At 59.5% G+C, this 21,141-nt stretch carries 17 protein-coding genes and 1 pseudogene; 11 read left to right on the top strand and 7 right to left on the bottom strand.

Translation table 11 applies throughout. The features are described 5' to 3' along the window. Positions 1 to 94 precede the first annotated feature (94 nt). Positions 95 to 2,488 carry a dermonecrotic toxin domain-containing protein gene (locus TU81_RS22380; protein ID WP_048396543.1) on the top strand — a complete coding sequence of 798 codons (2,394 nt, stop codon included), beginning with the start codon at positions 95 to 97 and terminating at the stop codon, positions 2,486 to 2,488. A 33-nt stretch (positions 2,489 to 2,521) separates the two neighbouring features. On the opposite strand, the gene TU81_RS22375 is transcribed toward TU81_RS22380, so the two are convergent. Continuing rightward, positions 2,522 to 3,313, bottom strand: coding sequence for an IclR family transcriptional regulator (locus tag TU81_RS22375; RefSeq protein WP_048396542.1), 792 nt, complete (start codon positions 3,311 to 3,313; stop codon positions 2,522 to 2,524). 165 nt (positions 3,314 to 3,478) lie between these two features. Here TU81_RS22375 and hmgA point away from each other — a divergent pair, with 165 nt between their 5' ends. The 3 genes from hmgA to maiA are packed head-to-tail and all read left to right on the top strand — an operon-like array spanning position 3,479 to position 6,739. Further along, a complete protein-coding gene (gene hmgA, locus TU81_RS22370) occupies positions 3,479 to 4,783 on the top strand; it encodes a homogentisate 1,2-dioxygenase (protein WP_048396541.1) in 1,305 nt (434 codons plus the stop codon). A gap of 3 nt (positions 4,784 to 4,786) precedes the next feature. Next, the gene (gene fahA, locus TU81_RS22365; RefSeq protein ID WP_048396540.1) at positions 4,787 to 6,091 is read left to right on the top strand and encodes a fumarylacetoacetase; all 1,305 of its coding nucleotides are present in this window, start codon (positions 4,787 to 4,789) and stop codon (positions 6,089 to 6,091) included. 12 nt (positions 6,092 to 6,103) lie between these two features. Next, positions 6,104 to 6,739, top strand: coding sequence for a maleylacetoacetate isomerase (gene maiA / locus TU81_RS22360; protein WP_048396539.1), 636 nt, complete (start codon positions 6,104 to 6,106; stop codon positions 6,737 to 6,739). Positions 6,740 to 6,949: 210 nt separating this feature from the next. Here maiA and TU81_RS22355 read toward each other — a convergent pair whose 3' ends face one another. Then, on the bottom strand, positions 6,950 to 7,753 hold the full coding sequence (locus TU81_RS22355) for a SirB1 family protein (RefSeq protein WP_048396538.1): 804 nt from the start codon (positions 7,751 to 7,753) through the stop codon (positions 6,950 to 6,952). A 183-nt stretch (positions 7,754 to 7,936) separates the two neighbouring features. Between TU81_RS22355 and TU81_RS22350 the strand changes: the two genes are divergently transcribed. The 4 genes from TU81_RS22350 (at position 7,937) to TU81_RS22335 (ending at position 12,280) form a co-directional block, all read left to right on the top strand. Continuing rightward, a complete protein-coding gene (locus TU81_RS22350; RefSeq protein ID WP_048396537.1) occupies positions 7,937 to 8,956 on the top strand; it encodes a Glu/Leu/Phe/Val dehydrogenase family protein in 1,020 nt (339 codons plus the stop codon). A 132-nt stretch (positions 8,957 to 9,088) separates the two neighbouring features. Then, positions 9,089 to 10,183: a pyruvate dehydrogenase (acetyl-transferring) E1 component subunit alpha gene (pdhA, locus tag TU81_RS22345; RefSeq protein ID WP_048396536.1), complete on the top strand. Its 1,095-nt coding sequence runs from the start codon at positions 9,089 to 9,091 to the stop codon at positions 10,181 to 10,183. After that, positions 10,176 to 11,162 carry an alpha-ketoacid dehydrogenase subunit beta gene (locus TU81_RS22340; protein WP_048396535.1) on the top strand — a complete coding sequence of 329 codons (987 nt, stop codon included), beginning with the start codon at positions 10,176 to 10,178 and terminating at the stop codon, positions 11,160 to 11,162. Before pdhA ends, TU81_RS22340 begins: the two co-directional genes overlap by 8 nt. Positions 11,163 to 11,176: 14 nt before the next feature. Continuing rightward, positions 11,177 to 12,280, top strand: a complete 1,104-nt coding sequence (locus tag TU81_RS22335; protein ID WP_038979018.1) for a dihydrolipoamide acetyltransferase family protein — start codon at positions 11,177 to 11,179, stop codon at positions 12,278 to 12,280. A gap of 165 nt (positions 12,281 to 12,445) precedes the next feature. On the opposite strand, the pseudogene TU81_RS22330 reads toward TU81_RS22335, so the two are convergent. Further along, positions 12,446 to 12,700 (bottom strand): annotated as a pseudogene (locus TU81_RS22330) (YebG family protein); the annotation flags it as partial. A gap of 358 nt (positions 12,701 to 13,058) precedes the next feature. Between TU81_RS22330 and TU81_RS22325 the strand changes: the two are divergent. Beyond that, entirely contained in the window at positions 13,059 to 13,559 is a 501-nt protein-coding gene (locus TU81_RS22325; RefSeq protein WP_007903272.1) for a phosphate-starvation-inducible protein PsiE, read from the top strand. On the opposite strand, the gene TU81_RS22320 is transcribed toward TU81_RS22325, so the two are convergent. The 3 genes from TU81_RS22320 to TU81_RS22310 form a co-directional block, all read right to left on the bottom strand. Further along, positions 13,556 to 13,873 carry a DUF3509 domain-containing protein gene (locus tag TU81_RS22320; RefSeq protein WP_048396534.1) on the bottom strand — a complete coding sequence of 106 codons (318 nt, stop codon included), beginning with the start codon at positions 13,871 to 13,873 and terminating at the stop codon, positions 13,556 to 13,558. The two genes, TU81_RS22325 and TU81_RS22320, sit on opposite strands and share 4 nt — an antisense overlap. A gap of 212 nt (positions 13,874 to 14,085) precedes the next feature. Continuing rightward, positions 14,086 to 15,387: a serine/threonine transporter gene (locus tag TU81_RS22315; protein WP_048396533.1), complete on the bottom strand. Its 1,302-nt coding sequence runs from the start codon at positions 15,385 to 15,387 to the stop codon at positions 14,086 to 14,088. 63 nt (positions 15,388 to 15,450) lie between these two features. After that, a complete protein-coding gene (locus TU81_RS22310) occupies positions 15,451 to 16,827 on the bottom strand; it encodes an L-serine ammonia-lyase (RefSeq protein WP_048396532.1) in 1,377 nt (458 codons plus the stop codon). Between the two features lie 135 nt (positions 16,828 to 16,962). Here TU81_RS22310 and TU81_RS22305 point away from each other — a divergent pair, with 135 nt between their 5' ends. After that, entirely contained in the window at positions 16,963 to 17,910 is a 948-nt protein-coding gene (locus tag TU81_RS22305; protein WP_038979023.1) for a LysR substrate-binding domain-containing protein, read from the top strand. A 213-nt stretch (positions 17,911 to 18,123) separates the two neighbouring features. Next, complete coding sequence (locus TU81_RS22300; protein ID WP_008070486.1) at positions 18,124 to 18,531, top strand: HPF/RaiA family ribosome-associated protein; 408 nt, start codon at positions 18,124 to 18,126, stop codon at positions 18,529 to 18,531. Between the two features lie 217 nt (positions 18,532 to 18,748). Here the strand turns inward: TU81_RS22300 and fecA are convergent, their stop codons facing one another. Beyond that, on the bottom strand, positions 18,749 to 21,082 hold the full coding sequence (gene fecA, locus TU81_RS22295) for a TonB-dependent Fe(3+) dicitrate receptor FecA (RefSeq protein WP_048396531.1): 2,334 nt from the start codon (positions 21,080 to 21,082) through the stop codon (positions 18,749 to 18,751). Between the last annotated feature and the right edge of the window lie 59 nt (positions 21,083 to 21,141).

The following is a 21,141-nucleotide window of genomic DNA, read 5'->3' as shown; positions in this document are numbered from 1 at the left end:
TAGGCGGTTTGTTGTTAGTTTGTTCTGGGGTAGTTTTAAAGAAGCCAACGGTAAAGTTGGTTTTCAGACTATCTAAAGGACAGAAATTAATATCATGAATACAATTTACTCCGCGGTAAGCGACAGCCGTCCGCAATGGTTTAAGTACGTGGGCGCCGCCGATCAATTGCATTACGGCGAACTGGAACAACAGTTGATCGGCAGCCGTAACGATCTGGAAAAACAACTCGGGCACTTCACCAGTGTACAAGCTTATGCCCGGAATCTGATGAGTCAGGCGCTGCTAATGGAGTTTGGCGCAACCGCTGACCCCGACAACATCACGACCCACTGCCGTTATGTGTTCGAGCAAGCTGGTCGAATCTATGTTCAGGAGGACAAGCGATCTCTGACCGACTTGCTGCTGCACGGGCTGCATGAAAATGGTCAGCGTAGCCAGATCACTTTCAAGAGCGACGGACTTTTGCCATCGGGCCTAAACCAGCAATGGCTGGAAGAGGTGTTTACCACTGACGTGCGCGCAGCTTTTGGGAATAAAATTCGGAGTGTCTACCAGCAAGCAGGTGTGCTGGCAGCCATGAACAATGTCACTCGTGACCGGCTTTTACTGAGTGCATTTGCCGCGAAGCTCCAGGGACACCTCGACGACGCCAACCTGCAACTGATTCGACGTGCAGTAGCCGGAGATATGAGTCTGACGCTGGCGCCCTTGCAGTTGCGTGAAGACACCCGTCCACTTTGCGATGTGGTCGTCGTCGGCCCTCTTGATAGCTATTCGCACGATTGGTTTTTGTACGCGCCGGGAGCGCCCGGGGGGCAGGAGTGGCACCGCTTTGCAACCTTCAGGGTGCTGGATCTATCTCTCAGCGCCTGGACGGCGACGGAACAAGGTCGTGATTATCTGGTATGGCAGACCCACGCGCTGGAACGGGAAGAGATTGGCGGTTACCTGAAAACAATTCCGCCACGACCCAGCAATTGGCGCGGCTCCAGATTGGCACCTTCTTTCTATCAAGGAGAGGAAGTGCTGAAGAGTATTGTTTTCAATCATCGGGCATGGCTGGTGGCGCAAGAAGAAAGTCTGACACCCTATGGTTATCGTAATGCCTCCGATGAACAGCGTCAGCGCTTCACGCGACTCAATTGCGAACTCAAGGCTCTGAAAACCCTTGAGGTGCGCCAGGGCGGGTTCATTTCCTACGAGCGGTTTTGCTTCGACCTTATCAAGCAACGGGTCGAACAAGTATTACTGCAACGAGGTGAAAGTTTAGCGGTCAACCCTGACCGGATTTATGTGCAAATCAGTCAGGAACAACAGATGACACTGACTGAACTGATTGTTCGTGAAGTGCATTTTGAAGCCAGCGGCGTCGGCCAGCCTCTTTACCCACGCTTCACGTGGGCGACAGACCATCCGGATATCAGAACGCTTGATATCCGCGATATTTCCAGTTGGTCGAAAACGTTGCGCCCCGGTGAGAAGTACATCGATATGTTGCGTTCGGTATATCTCAACCGCTCCAATCCCGAAGGACTGTTAATGCGAGGGATTTGCATAGGCGGAATGCGTCGCCAGATGACCGTGTCACTCATGCAAGCGGCTTTCACGGGGCGCGTACCACTACAGCATGTCATCGAGATCGAGAAGGTTATCGTGGCGTTCGGTTCGATGCAGCCGGCCAGTCCCGTCGGTGAAGCGCCTGGTGATGTGCGCCACAGTGCCTTGTTCAAGCTCTTTCTCCGGGATCGTCTGGTGGTGGGGGTATTCGTGTTCAGGCTGCTTGTGGCCGGGAAAGTCGAAGAATATCTGTATACCCCGAATGCACCGGATGGCTGCGAACTGCGTCCCTTCAAGGATTTTGTACCCGCCGTGAAAACCCGGGGCATTGGTGACTACCTGTATGATCGGGCGTTCGTGAAGTACCAGCCGCAGGTTGGTACCTATCTGACGGATCTTGAGCAGTTGGCCAACTTCACAGAAGCGCCAGTGCTGGTGCGTAACAGTCGCGTCACCGATCTGAACGACTGCTACAACGACGTGGTATACAAGATCATTTCTGATGTCGATGAGGCCACCCAAAGCCTCGACGAAATCATTGCCGGCCTGGTGTACGACGCTGTCGTGACAGCAGTTAGCGTGATCAGCATCGTCTTTCCGCCTGTAGGTATTGCATTAAGTGCCGCGTTGCTAACCCAGAATTTGGTGCAGGGGGGCGTGGCCTACTCCGAGGGTGACCGGGCAAAAGCCATGGGGCATTTCAAGGAAGCGTTGATTGAACTGGCGTCGCTGGGCAAGGCCGGGATAGGTGGAGCGGGAGCCAGTCAGGTGCAGAAAAATCTCATTGACTTGCTGGGCGATGCGCGAGAAGTCGAAAAACTGTACTGCGCGGCCACAGGCCAACCAGGCTTGGAGGAGCGGGCGCTCGAGGCGATCCAAGAGATCCTGGCCGATCCTGACAGCTCAGTCAGCAAAACCACCCTTGTGTAACAGTCAAGGCTGGCCATTACTTCCGGATCCCGCTCAGCGGTTGAAGTCTTCAGTTTGATACCCCATCCGCCAACTCACGGCCCGGGTCGCCGCCAGCAAACGCTGCGCCGCCGGGCCGTTTTCATCGGCATGGAACAACGAGGTCGGGCCGACGATGGTTAGCACCGCCGCTACCTGTCCGACCGCATTGAACACCGGCGCCGACAACGCATCCACGCCGGGCATCAGCAAGCCGTGAACGTGGTGCAAGCCGCGTTCACGGATCTGTTCGCACAATGTGGTGTAAGCCTGCTCATCGGCCAACGGATGAACGTCGACGGCGCGAACTTCGAGATCACGTAACTCATCGGTTTCTCGGTGGGGCAAATAGGCACTGAACACCAGCCCTGTCGACGAGCTGAGCAACGGTAAAACCGAGCCCAATTGCGTGACCACTGTCACCGCGCGCACCGCCGGTTCGATGTGCACCACCGTCGCGCCCTGATTGCCCCACACCGCTATAAAGCAGGTCTCATTCAGATCGTCACGCAACTCGGCCAGGGGCAGGGCGGCGACTTTCAGCACGTCCATACTGTTCAAAGCAGCCAGGCCGACCCGAAGCGCTTCACGGCCGAGGCCATAGTGGTTGGTGGCGGGGTTCTGCTCGGCAAAACCGCTGGCGATCAGCGCCTGCAAATAGCGGTGAACCTTGCTCGCCGGCATCTGCACGTGTTCGGCCAGGCGCGACAGAGAGGTGGATGGCGACAGCTCGGCAAGCGCCTTGAGGATGTCGGTGCCGACCTCGGCCGAGCGGACTTTCTGTTTACCGTTGCTTTCGCTGGTCATGGAGGCGGTGTGATCCCGGGACGAATGGGCGTCTTTATAGCTTGACGGTCAATACCAATCAAATTACGTTATGCGTAATCGAATTACGATAAAAATAACCCAGGCGTGCCAAGACCTCTTCAGCAGAGTGACAGGCCATTGCCTACTCCCCGTTCAGGAGGCTCCATGAACCTCGATTCAACGGCGCCAGCGCTGGCTTACCAGTCAGGCTTCGGCAACGAATTCAGCAGCGAAGCGTTGCCGGGCGCACTGCCCGTCGGCCAGAACTCCCCGCAAAAAGCCCCTTACGGCCTGTACACCGAACTGTTCTCCGGTACGGCCTTTACCATGGCTCGCAGCGAAGCACGACGGACTTGGATGTACCGCATTCAGCCGTCGGCCAACCATCCGGCATTCGTCAAATTGGATCGGCAATTGGCCGGCGGCCCATTGGGTGAAGTAACCCCCAATCGCCTGCGCTGGAATCCGTTGGACATTCCGACCGAACCGACCGATTTCATCGACGGGCTGGTGAGCATGGCCGCCAACTCGGGCGCGGAAAAACCGTCCGGGATCAGTATCTATAACTACCGCGCCAACCGTTCCATGGAACGCGTGTTCTTCAACGCCGACGGCGAACTGCTGCTGGTGCCGGAACTTGGCCGTTTGCGCATCGCCACCGAACTGGGTGTGTTGGAGCTGGAACCGCTGGAAATCGCCGTTCTGCCTCGCGGGCTGAAATTCCGCGTCGAACTGCTCGACCCGCAAGCCCGCGGCTACATCGCGGAAAACCATGGCGCCCCGCTGCGCCTACCGGATCTGGGGCCGATCGGCAGCAACGGTCTGGCTAACCCTCGCGACTTCCTGACGCCGGTGGCCCATTTCGAAAACCTCAAACAACCGACCACCCTGGTACAGAAATTCCTCGGCCAGTTGTGGGGTTGTGAGCTTGATCATTCGCCGCTGAACGTGGTCGCCTGGCACGGCAACAACGTGCCGTACAAATATGACCTGCGCCGTTTCAACACCATCGGCACGGTCAGTTTCGATCATCCGGATCCGTCGATTTTCACTGTACTGACCTCGCCGACCAGCGTGCATGGTTTGGCCAACCTCGACTTCGTGATCTTCCCGCCACGCTGGATGGTGGCCGAGAAGACGTTCCGTCCACCGTGGTTCCACCGCAACCTGATGAACGAATTCATGGGCCTGATCCAGGGCGAATACGATGCCAAGGCCGAAGGTTTTGTGCCTGGCGGTGCGTCGTTGCACAGCTGCATGAGCGCCCACGGCCCCGACGGCGAGACCTGCACCAAGGCGATCAACGCTGAATTGGCGCCGGCTAAAATCGATAACACCATGGCCTTCATGTTCGAGACCAGCCAAGTGTTGCGCCCGAGCCGATTCGCCCTGGATTGCCCGCAACTGCAAAACAATTACGACGCTTGCTGGGCTACGTTGCCCGCCACTTTCGACCCGACCCGGAGATAACCCATGACTCAGACTTCCATCACTCGTAGCTGGGTTGCCTCCGCCAACGGCCACGCGGATTTTCCGCTGCAAAACCTGCCGTTAGGCGTGTTCAGCGTGAAGGGCTCCGCGCCGCGCAGTGGCGTGGCGATCGGCGACCATATCTTTGATCTGGAAGCGGCACTGGATGCCGGCCTGTTCGATGGCATTACGAAGAGAGCAGTCGAAGTCACCCGTGGCGGTCAGTTGAATGCGTTCTTCGAATTGGGCCGCGAGGCTCGTGTCTCTTTGCGCGAACGTCTGCTGGAACTGTTTGCCGAAGGCAGCACCCTGCACGGCAAGATCGAGGCCCAAGGTGCAAAACTGCTGCCGCTGGCGGCGGATTGCGAAATGCACCTGCCGGCGAAGATCAACGACTACACCGACTTCTACGTCGGCATCGAGCACGCGCAGAATGTCGGCAAACTGTTCCGCCCGGACAACCCGTTGCTGCCGAACTACAAGTACGTGCCGATTGGTTACCACGGTCGTGCATCGACCATTCGCCCGTCCGGCACTGACGTGCGTCGTCCGAAAGGCCAGACCCTGCCGGCCGGCCAGAGCGAGCCGACGTTTGGCCCGTGCGCACGTCTGGACTACGAACTGGAACTGGGCATCTGGATCGGCCAGGGCAACGCGATGGGCGACTCCATCGCCATCGGTGATGCCGCCGATCACATCGCCGGTTTCTGCCTGCTCAACGACTGGTCGGCGCGGGACATCCAGGCCTGGGAATACCAGCCGCTGGGTCCGTTCCTGTCCAAGAGTTTCATCACCAGCATTTCGCCGTGGGTGGTCGCGGCCGAAGCGCTGGAGCCGTTCCGTCGTGCGCAGCCTGCGCGCCCGGAAGGCGATCCGCAGCCGCTGCCGTATCTGTTCGACAAACGTGATCAGGCCGGCGGTGCCTTCGACATCGAACTCGAAGTGCTGCTGCTGACTGAATCGATGCGCGAGCAAAATCTGCCAGCCCATCGCCTGACCCTCAGCAACACCCAACACATGTACTGGACCGTTGCACAACTGGTTGCGCACCACAGCGTCAACGGCTGCCAGTTGCAGGCCGGTGATCTGTTCGGCTCGGGCACGCTGTCCGGTCCTGAAAACGGTCAGTTCGGCAGCCTGCTGGAAATCACCGAGGGCGGTAAAAAGCCAATCGAACTGGCGTCGGGCGAGGTGCGTAAATTCCTTGAGGATGGCGACGAAATCATTCTGCGCGCGCGTTGCAGTCGCGAGGGTTTTGCTTCCATCGGTTTCGGTGAATGCCGTGGCAAAGTGCTGCCAGCACGCTAAGAGGATCGGGTCATGGAACTCTATACCTACTACCGTTCGACCTCGTCTTACCGGGTGCGTATCGTGCTGGCGTTGAAGGGGCTGGATTACCAGGCGCTGCCAATCAACCTGATCGCGCCGCAAGGTGGCGAACATCGGCAGCCGACGTACCTGGGTATCAATCCGCAAGGTCGGGTGCCGGCCTTGCGCACTGATGAGGGAGAGTTGCTGATCCAGTCACCGGCGATCATCGAGTACCTGGAGGAACGTTATCCACAGGTGCCGCTGCTGTCCAAAGACTTCGCTGCCCGCGCTCATGAGCGTGGCGTGGCGGCGGTGATCGGTTGCGATGTGCACCCGCTGCACAACGTCAGTGTGCTCAACAAGCTTCGGCAGTTGGGGCACGATGAGCCGCAGGTGGTGGAGTGGATCGGTCACTGGATCAGCCAAGGGCTGGCGGCGGTGGAGCAATTGATCGGTGACACCGGTTACTGCTTTGGCGATCAACCGGGGCTGGCGGACGTCTATTTGATCCCGCAGTTGTATGCAGCCGAGCGCTTCAATATTTCACTGGACGCCTACCCACGAATTCGTCGAGTGGCGGCGCTGGCGGCGACACACCCAGCCTTCTTCCTGGCCCATCCGGCGAATCAGCCCGATACCCCTTAATGGCTTCACATAGACCCAATGTGGGAGCGGGCTTGCTCGCGAAGAACGATAACGCGGTGCGTCAGAAATACCGCACGGTCGGGCGAATCCGCTAGACCGGATTTGCCCCTGTAGGAGCGAGGCTTGCCCGCGAAGAACGATAACGCGGTATTCCTGACGCACCGAGGCGCCTGGTTCGCCGGCAAGCCTGGCTCCTACAGAGAGCGGTGATTAATGGACGATGGAATTCGGCGGTAGGTGCCCCAGCCGTTCAGTCAGGCGAATCCGCTGGATCGGATCGTCACTGAGCAGCAGCGCATGCTCCAGGTCAAAGCGCTCGGCATTCGGGCAGTCCAGGCGTTGATACAGGCTGGCCCGGGCCAGATAGTCGGAGGCGCTGGCGTTGCCCAGTTCAAGCACGCGCTCGGCGTCGATCAGGGCGTCGATGTAGTCGTCATTCGTGAGGTACAACTGGCGCAGGTTGCGCGACAGCCGTTGCAGCATCTGCACCGGCTCGGCAGTCAGTAAATGCTCGGCGCCCAGCTTCATGTTCGGGCCGTATTGGCGTTGCAGCAGTTCGCGGCAATCATTGGGGTACAGCCGTCGCCCGCCGCACGGGTCGAGCAGGTGATCGGCGCCTTGCACCCGCAGCAGGAAATGCCCGGGAAAGTTAACCCCGACCATGGGAATCTCCAGCCTTCTGGCCAGTTCCAGCGCAATCAGGCCCAGCACCAGCGGCTGGCCCCGCCGACGTTCCAGCACTTTATTGAGTAACGCCACTTGCGGGCGCAAGGGCGTGGAATCGTCCTGGGCGAACCCCAGGTCATTCATTCGCCGCAACAACGGTTGGGCCAATTCACTCACCGGCAGCATCGGCAACCCATAGCTGACCCGCTGTTGCAGGTCCTTGAAGTCCGCCAGCACTGTCTCGGGATCCAGCTCTTTATCGTGTTCGACAGCCATCCACAGCGCCGCCTCGAACAGCGCGGGCGGTGATCGTTGCAGACAATCGAAAAAACGTTGGCGCGGGGTCATCAAAATCTCCGGGCAATGCCTCGTTTTAGACCCGTCACACGCTTTCGTCCAGTACTGCACATAGGTAGTAACAGGTTATGTCCGAAAGCGTTCAAAGCGCCGCCGCTTATTCCGGTGCGCTTCTGCAATTTTTGTGCGCAAGCCTATACTGGCGACTACAAGAAGTGATTCGGGAGCCCTACGATGTTCGCTCTCATGCAAAGCACTCGCCTTGAATCGCTGCACCTAAGCGTCGATCCGGTCACCGGGTTGAAGGCGGTGATTGCCATCCACAACAGCCGTCTGGGGCCCGCCCTGGGCGGGTGTCGTTACCTTGCTTACCCCAGCGATGAATCCGCGATCGAGGATGCCGTGCGCCTTGCCCAAGGCATGAGTTACAAGGCGGCCCTGGCCGGCCTGGCTCAGGGCGGTGGCGTTGCGGTGATTGTTCGTCCGGCCCATGTGGAAAACCGCGCCGCGCTATTTGAAGCCTTCGGGCGCTGCATCAACGAACTCGACGGTCGTTACATCACCGCCATCGACGCCGGCACCTCGGTGGCGGACATGGATTGCATCGCCCAACAAACACAATTCGTCACCAGCACCACCGCTGCGGGCGACCCGGCACCGCACGCCGCCATGGGCGTATTTGCCGGCATTCGCAGCACCGCCATGGCCCGCTTGGGCAGCGATAATCTCGAAGGCTTGCGCATCGCCATTCAAGGCCTGGGCAACGTCGGTTATGCCTTGGCCGAACAGCTACACGCGGCCGGTGCCGAGTTGCTGGTCAGCGATATCGATCACGGTAAAGTGCAGTTGGCCATGGAGCAATTGGGCGCTCATCCCATCGCCAACGACGCGCTGCTCAGCACACCGTGCGACATACTCGCGCCCTGCGGCCTGGGCGGTGTGCTTAACAGCAACAGTGTGGCGCAACTGCGCTGCGCGGCGGTCGCCGGTTCGGCAAACAACCAACTGATCCATCTGGAAATCGCCGATCAGCTAGAGCGCCGGGGCATTTTGTATGCGCCCGATTATGTGATCAATGCTGGCGGGCTGATCTACGTGTCGCTCAAACACCGCGGGGAGGAGTTGACGACCATCACCGCACACTTGTCGAAAATCAGTTCACGGCTGACCGAAGTCTTTGCCCATGCCCAGGCGGAAAAACGTTCTCCGGCCCGGGTGGCGGATGAGTTGGCGGAGAAAGTGCTGTACCGGTGATGTTGTACTGATGAAAAGTTTGAACCGATGAAGGAGTGAGGGCCTATCCAGCCGACTTGCTCCTCAAGCCCTGCGTCACAAGCGTCGGGCCTGACAAATGCACGCCGACTCACGCGTGCCAGGAGCCCTGTGATGCCTCACAAGGTTGAGCTGCCGTACACCCGTTTTTTATCCCCTGATGGTCAGCCGCTCGGCAATCTTCCCTCCTGGGCCGACGACTTCAATCTGCTGACTCGTCTGTATCGGCAGATGGTCCTGACCCGCCTTTTCGATCAGAAAGCTGTCGCCCTGCAACGCACCGGGCGCATCGGCACTTATGCGCCGACCTTGGGCCAGGAAGCCATTGGCGTCGCGGTCGGCAGCCTGATGCACACCGAAGACGTACTGATCCCGTATTACCGCGACACCGCCGTGCAATTGATGCGCGGTGTGCGCATGGAAGAAATCCTTTTGTACTGGGGCGGCGATGAGCGTGGCAGCGACTTTGCCGACCCGGCGGTGGCCGAGGATTTTCCGATCTGCGTGCCGATTGCCACCCAGGCCCTGCATGCCTGCGGCGTCGCCAGCGCCTTCAAAATCCGTGGCGAGCATCGGGTCGCCGTCACTACTTGCGGCGACGGCGGAACCAGCAAAGGTGATTTCCTCGAAGCCCTCAACGTTGCTGGCGCCTGGCAGTTGCCGGTGGTGTTTGTGATCAACAACAACCAATGGGCGATCTCGGTGCCGCGACGCATTCAGTGCGGCGCCCCAACCTTGGCGCAGAAAGCCATTGGCGCCGGGTTTCACGGCGAGCAAGTCGACGGCAATGACATGCTCGCCGTTTACGACCGCATACAAGTAGCCCTCGAACGGGCACGCCACGGGAAAGGTCCGGTGTTACTCGAATGCCTGAGCTATCGCCTCGGCGATCACACCACTGCCGACGATGCCACGCGCTACCGGTCGGCGGACGAGGTCAAGCAGGCCTGGCTCGAAGAACCGATCAAACGCCTGCAACGCTTCATGGCCGGGCAGGGCGTGTGGGACGAAGGTCGCGAACAGGCACTGATCAGCGAATGCCAAGGCTTGGTGCAGGGGGCTGTGGATAGCTTTGAAGCGGCGGGCCTGCAGGCGCCGGAATCGGTGATCGATCATGTCTACGCGCAGTGGCCACAAGCCCTGGCCGAACAGCGCGAAGAGTTTCTCGAACGGGTGGCACGCCGGACGGGAGGTTCGGGCCATGAGTAACGGTAAGGTCACGCTGCTGGAAGCGGTGAATCTGGCGTTGCATCGGGCCATGAGTGAAGACGAAAACGTTATCGTCCTCGGTGAAGACGTCGGGGTGAACGGTGGCGTGTTCCGCGCCACGCTGGGCCTGCGCGACAGCTTTGGTTTCAAGCGGGTGATCGACTCGCCGCTGGCCGAAACCATGCTCGGCGGGCTGGTGGTGGGCATGGCGGCGCAAGGCCTGAAACCGGTGGTGGAAATCCAGTTCATGGGTTTCATCTACGCCGCCATGGAGCACTTGGTGTCTCACGCCAGCCGCATGCGCAACCGCACGCGCGGGCGGATCACCTGCCCGATGGTGATGCGCACGCCCATGGGCGCCGGGATTCGCGCGCCGGAGCACCACAGCGAAAGCACCGAAGCCCTGTTCGCGCATATCCCGGGGCTGCGGGTGGTAATACCGTCCTCGCCGGCTCGGGCCTATGGCTTGTTGCTCGCGGCCATCGACGACCCGGATCCGGTGATATTTCTCGAACCGACCCGACTCTATCGAATGAACCCGCAACCACTGCTGGATGACGGCAAGCGCCTGCCGCTGGACAGCTGTTTCACCCTGCGTGAAGGCAGCGACCTTACCTTGATCAGTTGGGGCGCCAGCGTGATGGAAACCCTGCAAGCCGCCACTCAACTGGCCGAGCAAGGCGTCTCGGCGGAAGTGATCGATGTCGCCAGTATCAAACCGCTGGACCTCGACACGATGGAAGCCTCGGTGCGCAAGACCGGTCGCTGCGTGATCGTGCATGAAGCGCCGCGCTCCTGCGGGGTCGGCGCGGAAATCGCCGCGAGCCTTTACGAACGGGTATTTCTGGAGTTGCACGCACCGATCCAGCGAGTCACCGCGCCAGACATCCCGCCGCCGCTGTATCGACTGGAATCGCTGTACATGCCCGGCGTCGAAGACATTCTTCATGCTTGCGACATCGTGCTGCACCACGCCTGACAGAGGAGGTTGCGATGAAATATTTCAAACTGCCGGATCTGGGCGAAGGCTTGCAGGAGGCGGAAATCGTTCGCTGGCACGTCAAGGTTGGCGATACCGTCAAGGCCGACCAACTGCTGGTGTCGGTGGAAACCGCCAAGGCGCTGGTGGACATTCCCGCGCCTTACGACGGCGTGGTGGCGAAAACGTTTGGTGGCGAGGGCGACATCCTTCACGTTGGCGAACCTCTGCTCGGTTACGAAGGCGAAGCGGATGCGGGCACCGTGGTGGGCCGGCTTGAGGGCGGCGGTACGAATCAGGAGGATGCATTTTTCATCGGCGCTGCGCCTTCGACTCGTGAGCATCTGGCGAACCGTGCCACGCCGGCGGTGCGTCAACTGGCTCGGCAACTCGGTGTTGAACTGAGCGCCTTGGTCGGCTCCGGTCAAGACGGCCAGATCACCCGCAGCGACGTAGAGAATTCGGCCCAGACGGAGCGCGAACGCTTCGGCGGCGAGAAGCTGCGTGGTGTGCGACGCAGCATGGCACTGAACATGGCCAGGTCCCATGCTGAAGTGGTGCCGGTAACGATTTTCGGTGATGCCGACCTGCATCGCTGGGGCCAGGCGCGAGAACCGCTGATTCGTCTGGCCAAGGCGATGGCGGCCGCCTGCGCCGTAGAACCGGTGCTCAACAGCGCCTTCGATGGCAAAACCCTGGCGCTCAAGCAACACGAACGGCTCGATCTGGGCATTGCCGTGGATACGCCGGACGGCTTGTTCGTGCCGGTGCTGCGCGATGTCGGTCAGCGCACGGCGGCGGATTTGAAAGAAGGCGTCATGCGTCTGCGCGCCGACGTGCAGGCGCGCTCGATCCCGCCCCAGGAAATGATGGGCGCCACCCTGACCCTGTCGAACTTCGGCACCTTGTTCGGCCGTTATGCCAACCCGGTGGTGGTGCCGCCGCAAGTGGCGATCCTCGCCGCCGGGGCAATCCGTGATGAACCGGTGGCGGTCGAAGGAGCGGTGGTGGTGCATCCGATCCTGCCGTTGTCCCTGACCTTCGATCATCGGGTGGTCACCGGCGGCGAGGCGGCGCGGTTCTTCAAAGCGTTGGTCGAGGCGCTGGAACAACCCTAGATCCAGGTTTCCCGCAGGCATGAAAAAGGCCCTGAGCCATTTGACTCAGGGCCTATTCAATTCGGGCATTGCTTACTTTGGTGTCTTGGCGGCTTTGGCTGGCTTGGTCGGCTCAGCGTCCGTCACTTCAACAGGTGCAGCTGCTTCAACAGGCTCAGCGACTTCGGCGGGTGCATTCAGCAGTTCGGACAGTGCGTCCGGCTGGCTCTTGAATGCCTTGGCGAATACATCACGGTTCTTCGCCATGTAGATCCCGGCTTCTTCCACTTGCTGTTCGGTCAGGGACGGAACGGCTTTTTGCAACACTTCAGCCAGCAATTCGGCCAGTTCGAGCATTTTGTCATGACGGTCAGCTTCGGCTTTATCCATGAACAAGCGCTCCAGATCTCGGCTGCTGCGGTATACCACTTCGACGGCCATTCACCACCTCACATGCCTTCACATTAGTTGTCTGTTTCGACCACTGTATTTATATACAGCGAAAAGGATAAGCGAATCCCTGCGCTTTGGGTAGTGGCTTTTTAATGTAGACCGTAATCGGCGTTTGTCAGGTGAACCGAGTCGCTCCATTCGCGGGCAAGCTGCTCCCACAAGGATCACCGCCGGACCCTGTGGGAGCGGGCTTGCCCGCGATGGCGTCCGTCCAACCACCGCCAACGTGTCTCATATCACGCGGCCATCATCTCACCCAACAGTATCTGGCCTTTTTTCTGCATGCAGAACAACCGTCACGTCAAACCCGCATCATCCGCTCGAACCGAGCTAAGGAACAATCAAAGTGAAAATCAACTGGGCCGAGAACCTGCGGCAGAACGTGCACCAACTGGCCGAGTCCCTGGGCAACCTGTTCGTCGAGACCTTCCACTACCTGGCGCTGTTCGCCATCGGTGCGGTGACCGCGTGGGCGGCGGTGATGGAATTCCTCGGAATGCTCGAACAGGGGCATATCAAGATCGATGACATCTTGCTGCTGTTCATCTACCTGGAACTGGGGGCGATGGTCGGGATTTACTTCAAGACCAACCACATGCCGGTGCGCTTCCTGATCTACGTGGCGATCACCGCACTGACGCGGCTGCTGATCTCCAACGTCTCGCACCACAATCCACCGGACTTGGGGATCATCTACCTGTGCGGCGGGATTCTGCTGCTGGCGTTTGCGATTCTGGTGGTGCGTTACGCCTCGTCGCAATTTCCTTCGGTGAAGATCGAACACCCGCAACGCAAGATCGGTGCGGGTTCCGGTGAGCATCCCGAAGTGGAGAAGGGCGAGATTTAAAGCCCCATTGAAGGCCGGGGCCGGGATTTGACCAAGGGCGGCGGCGGGTTGCGACTATCGCCGTCGGTCATGGCTTCAAGGATGGCCACGGCGCTGTGGCCCTGTTCGATGGCGATGCCGAATTGAATGCTTTGCACCAGGCGTTTGAGGCGCTTGGGGTCATTGCGCTGTTCGGCGCTGATCATCCGTTTGGCCACCACGCGGCCACTTTTGGAGAGGGTCAGCATGATGCGGCCGTCCAGCCCCTGAATGCTCAGGTTGACTTGATAATCCGGTGCAAAGGCATCGGTAATGAGTTGAAAGGGGTTGTCCATGATGCGTCACCGCCTGATTGAACGTGCAGTTGTTGACCAGCCATGATCGGGATTAGTTCGCAACACCAGACCATCGGCCTTCCATGTTCATGTAACTTTCATCCGTGCAACGCAGGAGACAAAGCAAGGGGCATGCCGGGAAAACGATGGGGTAATGAACACGGCAAAAAAATGGCGGGCATTCTGGCCCGCCTTCTTTTTGCCTGCCCGTTTCAGGGCATGAACGAGTAGATGATCGCAGACAGTGCAATCAAGCCGATCAACACCACAAACACGTTCGAGGCCTGATTCGAGTACTGGCGCAAGGCCGGCACGCGGTGGATGGCGTACATCGGCATCAGGAACAACAGGCACGCGATGATCGGCCCGCCGAGGGTTTCGATCATGCCCAGGATGCTCGGATTGAAGGTCGCCACGGCCCAGCAACTGAGGATCATGAACAGCGCAGTGATGCGGTTCAGCCAACTGGCGGACATGACGCGACCACGGCCACGCAGGCTTTTCACGATTAGCCCCTGAAAACCTTCGCTGGCGCCGATGTAATGGCCGAGGAAGGATTTGGTGATCGCCACCAGCGCAATCAACGGCGCGGCGTAAGCGATGACCGGTGTCTGGAAATGGTTAGCCAGGTACGACAGGATCGAAATGTTCTGCGCCTTCGCAGCGGCCAAGTCCGCCGGGGACAACGCCAGCACGCAGCTGAAGCAGAAGAACATCACCGTGACGACCATCATGACGTGAGCGATCGCGAGAATGCCGCTGCTTTTGCGTTCGGCTTGCTCGCCGTAACGCTGTTTCTGATCGACGGCGAAGGCGGAGATGATCGGCGAATGGTTGAACGAGAACACCATCACCGGAATCGCCAGCCACAAGGTCTTGAAGAACAGCGGCAGCGGCATGCCTTCACTGGCGGTGGCAAAGAACGCGCCGTTCCAGTTCGGGATCAGGCTGACGCCGAGCAACAGCAACGCTGCAACGAACGGGTAAACCAGTACGCTCATGCATTTGACGATGACGCCCTGACCGCAACGGACGATCGCCATCAAGCCGAGAATCAGACCCAGCGACAGGATCGCCCGAGGTGGCGGTGTCATGTGCAGCTGGTGCTCCATGAGGCTGCTCAGGGTGTTGGTCAGCGCCACGCTGTACACCAGCAGAATCGGGAAGATCGCAAAAAAATACAGCAGCGTGATCAGCTTGCCGGCGCCGATGCCGAAGTGTTCTTCCACTACTTCGGTAATATCCCCGGAACGGCCGGACAACACGAAGCGCGTCAGGCCACGGTGGGCGAAGAAGGTCATCGGAAAGGCCAGTACCGCCAGGAGCAGCAGCGGCCAGAAACCACCGACACCGGCGTTGATCGGCAGGAACAACGTGCCGGCGCCAATCGCCGTGCCATAGAGGCCAAGCATCCAGGTGGTGTCGTGTTTGCTCCAGCCTTTGTGGGTTGTTTCGCTATTGCGTGTCAGGTCTACAGCGGGATTATCGGCAGCGGGTGTACGTACATCGGTCATCGTTTTTGCCTCGTTATTATTCTTGCTCGGGCTCACGTGTTGCGGGCTGTCAGGAAATGTTCTTCAACATTCCACCCAGCTAACAGCCAGGCCGCCCCGTGAAGTTTCTTTGTATTTGTCGTGCATGTCGGCGCCGGTATCGCGCATGGTGCGGATGACCCGGTCCAGGGAAATGAAGTGTTTGCCGTCGCCGCGCAGGGCCATTTGCGTGGCGTTGATCGCCTTCACGGCAGCGATTGCGTTGCGCTCGATGCACGGCACCTGCACCAGGCCGCCGACGGGGTCGCAGGTCAGGCCGAGGTTGTGTTCCAGGCCGATTTCGGCGGCGTTTTCCAGTTGCTCCGGGGTGGCGCCGAGGATGTCGGCCAGGCCGGCGGCGGCCATGGCGCAGGCCGAACCGACTTCGCCCTGGCAGCCGACTTCGGCGCCGGAGATCGAGGCGTTTTTCTTGCAGAGAATGCCTACAGCGGCAGCGCCCAAAAAGAACGCCACGACGTCATCGTCCGACGCGTCCGGGTTGAATTTCATGTAGTAGTGCAGCACGGCGGGAATGATCCCGGCCGCCCCGTTTGTAGGCGCGGTCACCATGCGTCCGCCAGCCGCGTTTTCTTCGTTCACGGCAAGGGCGAACAGGTTGACCCACTCCATGGCTGACAGGGTGGAGCTGATGACATTCGGTTTGCCGATTTCCAACAGACTGCGGTGCAATTTCGCGGCGCGGCGCGGAACATTCAGACCGCCGGGCAGGATGCCTTCGTGGCGCAAGCCTTGCTCGACGCATTCACGCATCACCGACCAGATATGCAGCAACCCCTGGCGGATCTCGGCGTCGCTGCGCCAGGCCCGTTCGTTGGCCATCATCAGCTCGGAAACCCGCAGACCGTGCTGGTTGCAGAGCTTGAGCAATTCGGCGGCACTGGAGAAGTCGTAGGGCAGCACCACATCGCTGGCTGGCGCAATGCCGGACTCGGCTTCGGCTGCTTCGATGATGAAACCACCGCCCACCGAGTAGTACGTCTGCTCGAACAGCTCGCCGGTTTCGCCGAAGGCTGTCAGGGACATGGCGTTGGGGTGGTAGGGCAGGCTCTCGTCGAGGAGCAGGAGATCGCGCTGCCAGTTGAAGGCAATGGTCGATTTACCGGCCAGACTCAGTTCGCCGGTTTCACGCAAGGTTTGGATTCGGCTGTCGATTGAGTTCGGATCAATGCTGTCTGGCCATTCGCCCATCAGGCCCATAATGCAGGCACGGTCGGTTGCGTGGCCGACGCCAGTGGCCGAAAGGGAGCCGTAGAGTCGGATTACTACCCGCCGTACGTCGGCCAGTAAATGTTGGTCAATCAGGGCTTGGGCGAAGGTTGCGGCGGCGCGCATCGGGCCGACGGTATGGGAACTGGACGGACCGATGCCGACTTTGAAGAGATCGAAAACACTGATAGCCATGCTAAAGCCTATACAAGCAATGGAAGAGAAATCGCCGCCATTTCTGTAGGACAAGCGCAATGTCGGCGATACTGCCAACCTCGGTCCTACGTGACCAACGAAACTTCCTAAGACAGCCTTTAGCAGGACTAAACAATGAGTCGCCAATTGCACGCCCAGACCTACGTCTGGCTGCACGTGTTTTCGTGTGCCGCGCGGCACTTGTCCTTCACCCGTTGCGCCGAAGAACTGCACATCACGCCGGGGGCGGTCAGTCAGCAAATTCGCCAACTGGAAGAGCGGCTAGGTTTTCGCCTGTTTCATCGTCGCCCCCGGGGCGTGGAATTGAGCGCCGAAGGCCAGCGATTGGCTATCACCGTCAACGAAGCCTACGGCAGCATCGATGCGGAATTGCGACGACTGGATGCGGGAATGATCAGCGGGATTTTGCGGTTGCGCTCGATTCCTTCGTTCCTGAGCAAATGGCTGACCCCGCGCCTGCCGCGTTTGCAACAGCGCTTTCCGGACATTCAGCTGCGACTGGTGGCTGAGGACAGCAGCGTGCCATTGCATGAGGGCGACTTCGATTTGGCCATCGACCTCAATGACGGCAGTTATCCAGGATTGTTATCCACAGCCTTGTTGGATGAGCAGATCTTTCCGGTCTGCGCTCCGAGCTTGTTGCGCGCAAGGCCGCCACTGCACGGCCCGGCGGACCTGGTGCATTTTCCATTGCTGCACGACATCACCGCCTGGCGCGGCAGTTACGAGTACGCGGAATGGGAGTTTTACCTCAACGCTATCGGCTTCGAAGGCGCGGATGTACGGCGTGGGCACACCTTCAATCGCAATCACCTGACCATCGAAGCGGCGATTGCCGGGATGGGCGTGGCGATTGCGCGGCGAACGCTGCTCAACGATGAACTGGAACGCGGGACGTTGATCGTGCCGTTTGGCCTGGCGGTGCCTAATCACAAGCGTTACGTGCTGCTCTATGCGCCGGGCGCGCTGAGCCATCCCGGCGTACGCGCGGTACATGACTGGTTGGTGGAAGAGGCGGGGATATTTCGTGGTCTGCACCCGCTAGCGGAGCAGCAGATGTGAGCAATTGTGACTGAAGAGCGATGCGACCCAACTCCCGACATTAACAGCGCTTTTGCCCGTTGTCCGGCTTTTTTTGCGAATCAATATTTATCTTTTTTTAGGGGTTGAAATGTTCTGCGTACACACCGATTGTGTAACCAAGAGGTCACGGTGATGACGCCCAAGGGCTAGCTGACCGGCCTCTCGCGAGCTAGCTGAAATAAGGGATGAACTATGCAAATCCAAGTCAATAGCGATAACCATATTCAAAGCAGCATCCGACTGGAGGAGTGGGTACGTACTACCATTGAGAGCACGCTCGAACGTTATGAAGAGGACCTGACCCGCGTCGAGGTCCACCTGCGGGACGAGAACGGCGACAAGCCCGGTCCCCACGATATGCGCTGCCAGCTGGAAGCGCGGCCAAAAGGCCATCAACCGATTTCTGTCACTCATAAAGCCGCTAACCTGGAACTGGCGATCGACGGTGCGGCCGAAAAACTCGAACATGCGCTTGAACATCTGTTCGGCAAACTGCGGGGCAAACCACGTGCCGCTGTAGTGCCGTTCGAAAGGCCTACCGCCGATGCGCTGCTGGAAGACGAGTTTCTCGAGAACGAACAGGCTGCACAAAACGGCTGAGGCCTGATTCACTTTTTACCTTCCTACGTTCTCTCCACCTAAAAAACGGGGCTGCTTATGCAGGCCCGTTCTTGTTTCTGGATTTAATGATTTCTGACTGATCGTTCCCACGCTCTGCGTGGGAATGCCTCAATGGACGCTCCGCGTCCGATTCTGGGACGCAGAGCGTCCCAGGCTGCATTCCCACGCAGAGCGTGGGAACGATCAATGGGTGAGGTCAGAACGCTACCGACGTCTGCACATAAACCGTCCTTGGCTCCCCAACATACTTGCCCTTGTTGTTGTCATCGAACGAGCGGGTGAAGTACTGGTGGTTGAAAATGTTCTTCACCCCCACCGCCACATTCAGGTCCGACAACTTCGGCCCGAAGTCATACGCCGCGCGGCTGCTGAACAACATGTACCCCGGAATCTTGCCAGTGCTGCCATCGGCGCTTTCGGCCGAGGTGTTGGCGTTGTCAGCGAACTGATCACTCTGATAGCTGCTATCCAGGTTCAGTTTCCACGCGCCTTCGGTATAACCGACGCCGACCGTGCCTTTGTGCTTGGAGGAGAAAGGCACGCGATTGCCCTTGTTCGGCCCGTCTTCGCGGATGGTTGCGTCCACATAGGCGTAAGTCGCGTACACATCGAAACCGGCCAGCGCCGGGCTCAAGTCGTCGAGGGCGTAATTGATGCTGGTTTCGATGCCTTGATGACGTGTTTCGCCTCGGGCGATCACCAAGTCGTTGGTTTGATTACTTTCATACTGGTTGTCGAAGTTGATCAGGAACGCACCAATCTCTGCCCGCAACGCGCCGTTGTCGTAACGGGTACCCAGCTCCCAGGTACGGGCCTTCTCTGGTTTGACTTCGCCGCTGGTCACCCGATTAGGCATCTGGCTGTACTGCACGCTGCCGAATGAGCCTTCGGTGTTGGCGTAGAGGTTCCAGCTGTCGGTCAGGTGATAGAGCACATTCAACGCCGGCAGGGCGGTGTTGTAGTCACCCTTGTATTTCACGTTGGTCAGGTTGTTGGTCTGCTGCGACTCGATCATTTCGTAGCGGATGCCTGGCGTAATCGTCCACTTGCCGATATCGATCCGGTCATCGACAAAGAACGCATTGGCCTCGGTGCCGCCCCGGGTATCGCGGTCGTTGCGGCTGTTGGTGGTCGGGAGTTCGTTGCTGGCGATTGGCGTGCGGTAACGCAGTTCGTGGCCGGCCTCGTTGATGTAGCGATAGCCGACGCCGACTTCATGGCTGGTCTGACCGAGATCGAAGCCTTGGGCGAAACGGGTTTCCAGGCCGCGTACCCAATACTCGCGTGGCGACAGCGAGAGGAAAGTGCCCTGATCCAGATAACCGCTGCGCAGGGTTTTGGTGAAGAAGGTATTGGCGGTGAACTCGCGGCGATCTTCCTGATAGCGATAGCCGAAGTTGAACATCGTGCGGCGGCCCCAGAACTGGTCTTTCGGGCGGGTCGACTGGTACGGGTCAGCATCGTAATCGGCGACGTTCAGGCCGCCGGGCATGTCGGCTTTGCCTTCGTAGTACTGGGCCATGGCGTTGAAACTGTTGGCATCATCGAGCTGGTATTTGCCCTTGAGGATCAGGTCGTCGATTTCGGTGTCGCTGTGTTCGCGCCAGTCACCACCGCGGGTGCCCGAGTACAGAATCGCGCCGCCCAGACCGTTATCGGCCGTGCCGCCGACCAGCAAGTTGCCGGTGGTTTTGAAGCCGTCATGGCTGGACGATGGACTCGTTTCGGTCTGGAAGCCGCCCTTGACCGTCGGCTCATCGGGAATGGCGCGGGTCACGAAGTTGACCACACCGCCGACGTTCTGCGGCCCGTAGCGCACCGCACCGCCGCCGCGCACCACGTCGACCGCGTCCATGTTGCCCATGCTGATCGGCGCGAACGAAAGCTGCGGTTGACCATAAGGTGCGAAGGGCACCGGAATGCCGTCCATCAATACCGTGGAGCGTGAAGCCAGCCGAGGGTTGAGCCCGCGAATGCCGAAGTTCAGTGCCATGTCATGGCTGCCGGTGCCGTTGTTATCTGGCGCATTGACCCCCGGGATGCGATTGAGCACGTCCCTGGCCTGAGTCGCGCCCTGGCGTTCGAAGTCTTCGCGGCGGATTACGTCGCGAGCACCAGGGTGTTCGAAGACGTTGGTTTGAGCCGCATCGCCGAGCCAGTCGCCGACCACTTTAGAGGTGTCCAGCTCCAGCGCCGTATCACCCGCCGGTTGCAGGCTGAAGGCATTGTTGCCCTCGGCGCGGGCCTGCAGGCCGGTGCCTTCGAGCAACGCGTTCAAGCCCTGCGAAGGGGTGTAGTTGCCTTCCAGGCCGCGACTCTGCGCACCGCTGGTGACTTGCGAGCCAAAGGAGATCAGCACGCCGGCTTCACGGCCAAACTGGTTGAGGGCGTTCTCCAGCGAGGACGGTGCTATGTGGTAGGGCTTGGCATCAGCGGCATGCACCAGAGGCAGAGCGCCGAAGCTCAGGCTGGCGCCCAGCAAGAGTTGGCGCAAAGTGCGAGCCAGTGGTGTGAGACGGGTGGGTTGCATGGAGGGCGATCCTGAAAAGGTTGAATCAAGGGGGCTTTCCTTCTCTGTCACGCCAGATC

The organism is Pseudomonas lini (assembly GCF_001042905.1).
Classification (GTDB): Bacteria; Pseudomonadota; Gammaproteobacteria; order Pseudomonadales; family Pseudomonadaceae; genus Aquipseudomonas; species Aquipseudomonas lini.
This window is presented reverse-complemented; position numbering and strand designations above follow the sequence as displayed.

Excerpts from the sequence above, each read along its gene's own strand:
- TU81_RS22380 (WP_048396543.1), top strand. The coding sequence starts at position 95 with ATGAATACAATTTACTCCGCGGTAAGCGACAGCCGTCCGCAATGGTTT.
- TU81_RS22375 (WP_048396542.1), bottom strand. The coding sequence starts at position 3,313 with ATGACCAGCGAAAGCAACGGTAAACAGAAAGTCCGCTCGGCCGAGGTC.
- hmgA (WP_048396541.1), top strand. The coding sequence starts at position 3,479 with ATGAACCTCGATTCAACGGCGCCAGCGCTGGCTTACCAGTCAGGCTTC.
- fahA (WP_048396540.1), top strand. The coding sequence starts at position 4,787 with ATGACTCAGACTTCCATCACTCGTAGCTGGGTTGCCTCCGCCAACGGC.
- maiA (WP_048396539.1), top strand. The coding sequence starts at position 6,104 with ATGGAACTCTATACCTACTACCGTTCGACCTCGTCTTACCGGGTGCGT.
- TU81_RS22355 (WP_048396538.1), bottom strand. The coding sequence starts at position 7,753 with ATGACCCCGCGCCAACGTTTTTTCGATTGTCTGCAACGATCACCGCCC.
- TU81_RS22350 (WP_048396537.1), top strand. The coding sequence starts at position 7,937 with ATGTTCGCTCTCATGCAAAGCACTCGCCTTGAATCGCTGCACCTAAGC.
- pdhA (WP_048396536.1), top strand. The coding sequence starts at position 9,089 with ATGCCTCACAAGGTTGAGCTGCCGTACACCCGTTTTTTATCCCCTGAT.
- TU81_RS22340 (WP_048396535.1), top strand. The coding sequence starts at position 10,176 with ATGAGTAACGGTAAGGTCACGCTGCTGGAAGCGGTGAATCTGGCGTTG.
- TU81_RS22335 (WP_038979018.1), top strand. The coding sequence starts at position 11,177 with ATGAAATATTTCAAACTGCCGGATCTGGGCGAAGGCTTGCAGGAGGCG.
- TU81_RS22320 (WP_048396534.1), bottom strand. The coding sequence starts at position 13,873 with ATGGACAACCCCTTTCAACTCATTACCGATGCCTTTGCACCGGATTAT.
- TU81_RS22315 (WP_048396533.1), bottom strand. The coding sequence starts at position 15,387 with ATGACCGATGTACGTACACCCGCTGCCGATAATCCCGCTGTAGACCTG.
- TU81_RS22310 (WP_048396532.1), bottom strand. The coding sequence starts at position 16,827 with ATGGCTATCAGTGTTTTCGATCTCTTCAAAGTCGGCATCGGTCCGTCC.
- TU81_RS22305 (WP_038979023.1), top strand. The coding sequence starts at position 16,963 with ATGAGTCGCCAATTGCACGCCCAGACCTACGTCTGGCTGCACGTGTTT.
- TU81_RS22300 (WP_008070486.1), top strand. The coding sequence starts at position 18,124 with ATGCAAATCCAAGTCAATAGCGATAACCATATTCAAAGCAGCATCCGA.
- fecA (WP_048396531.1), bottom strand. The coding sequence starts at position 21,082 with ATGCAACCCACCCGTCTCACACCACTGGCTCGCACTTTGCGCCAACTC.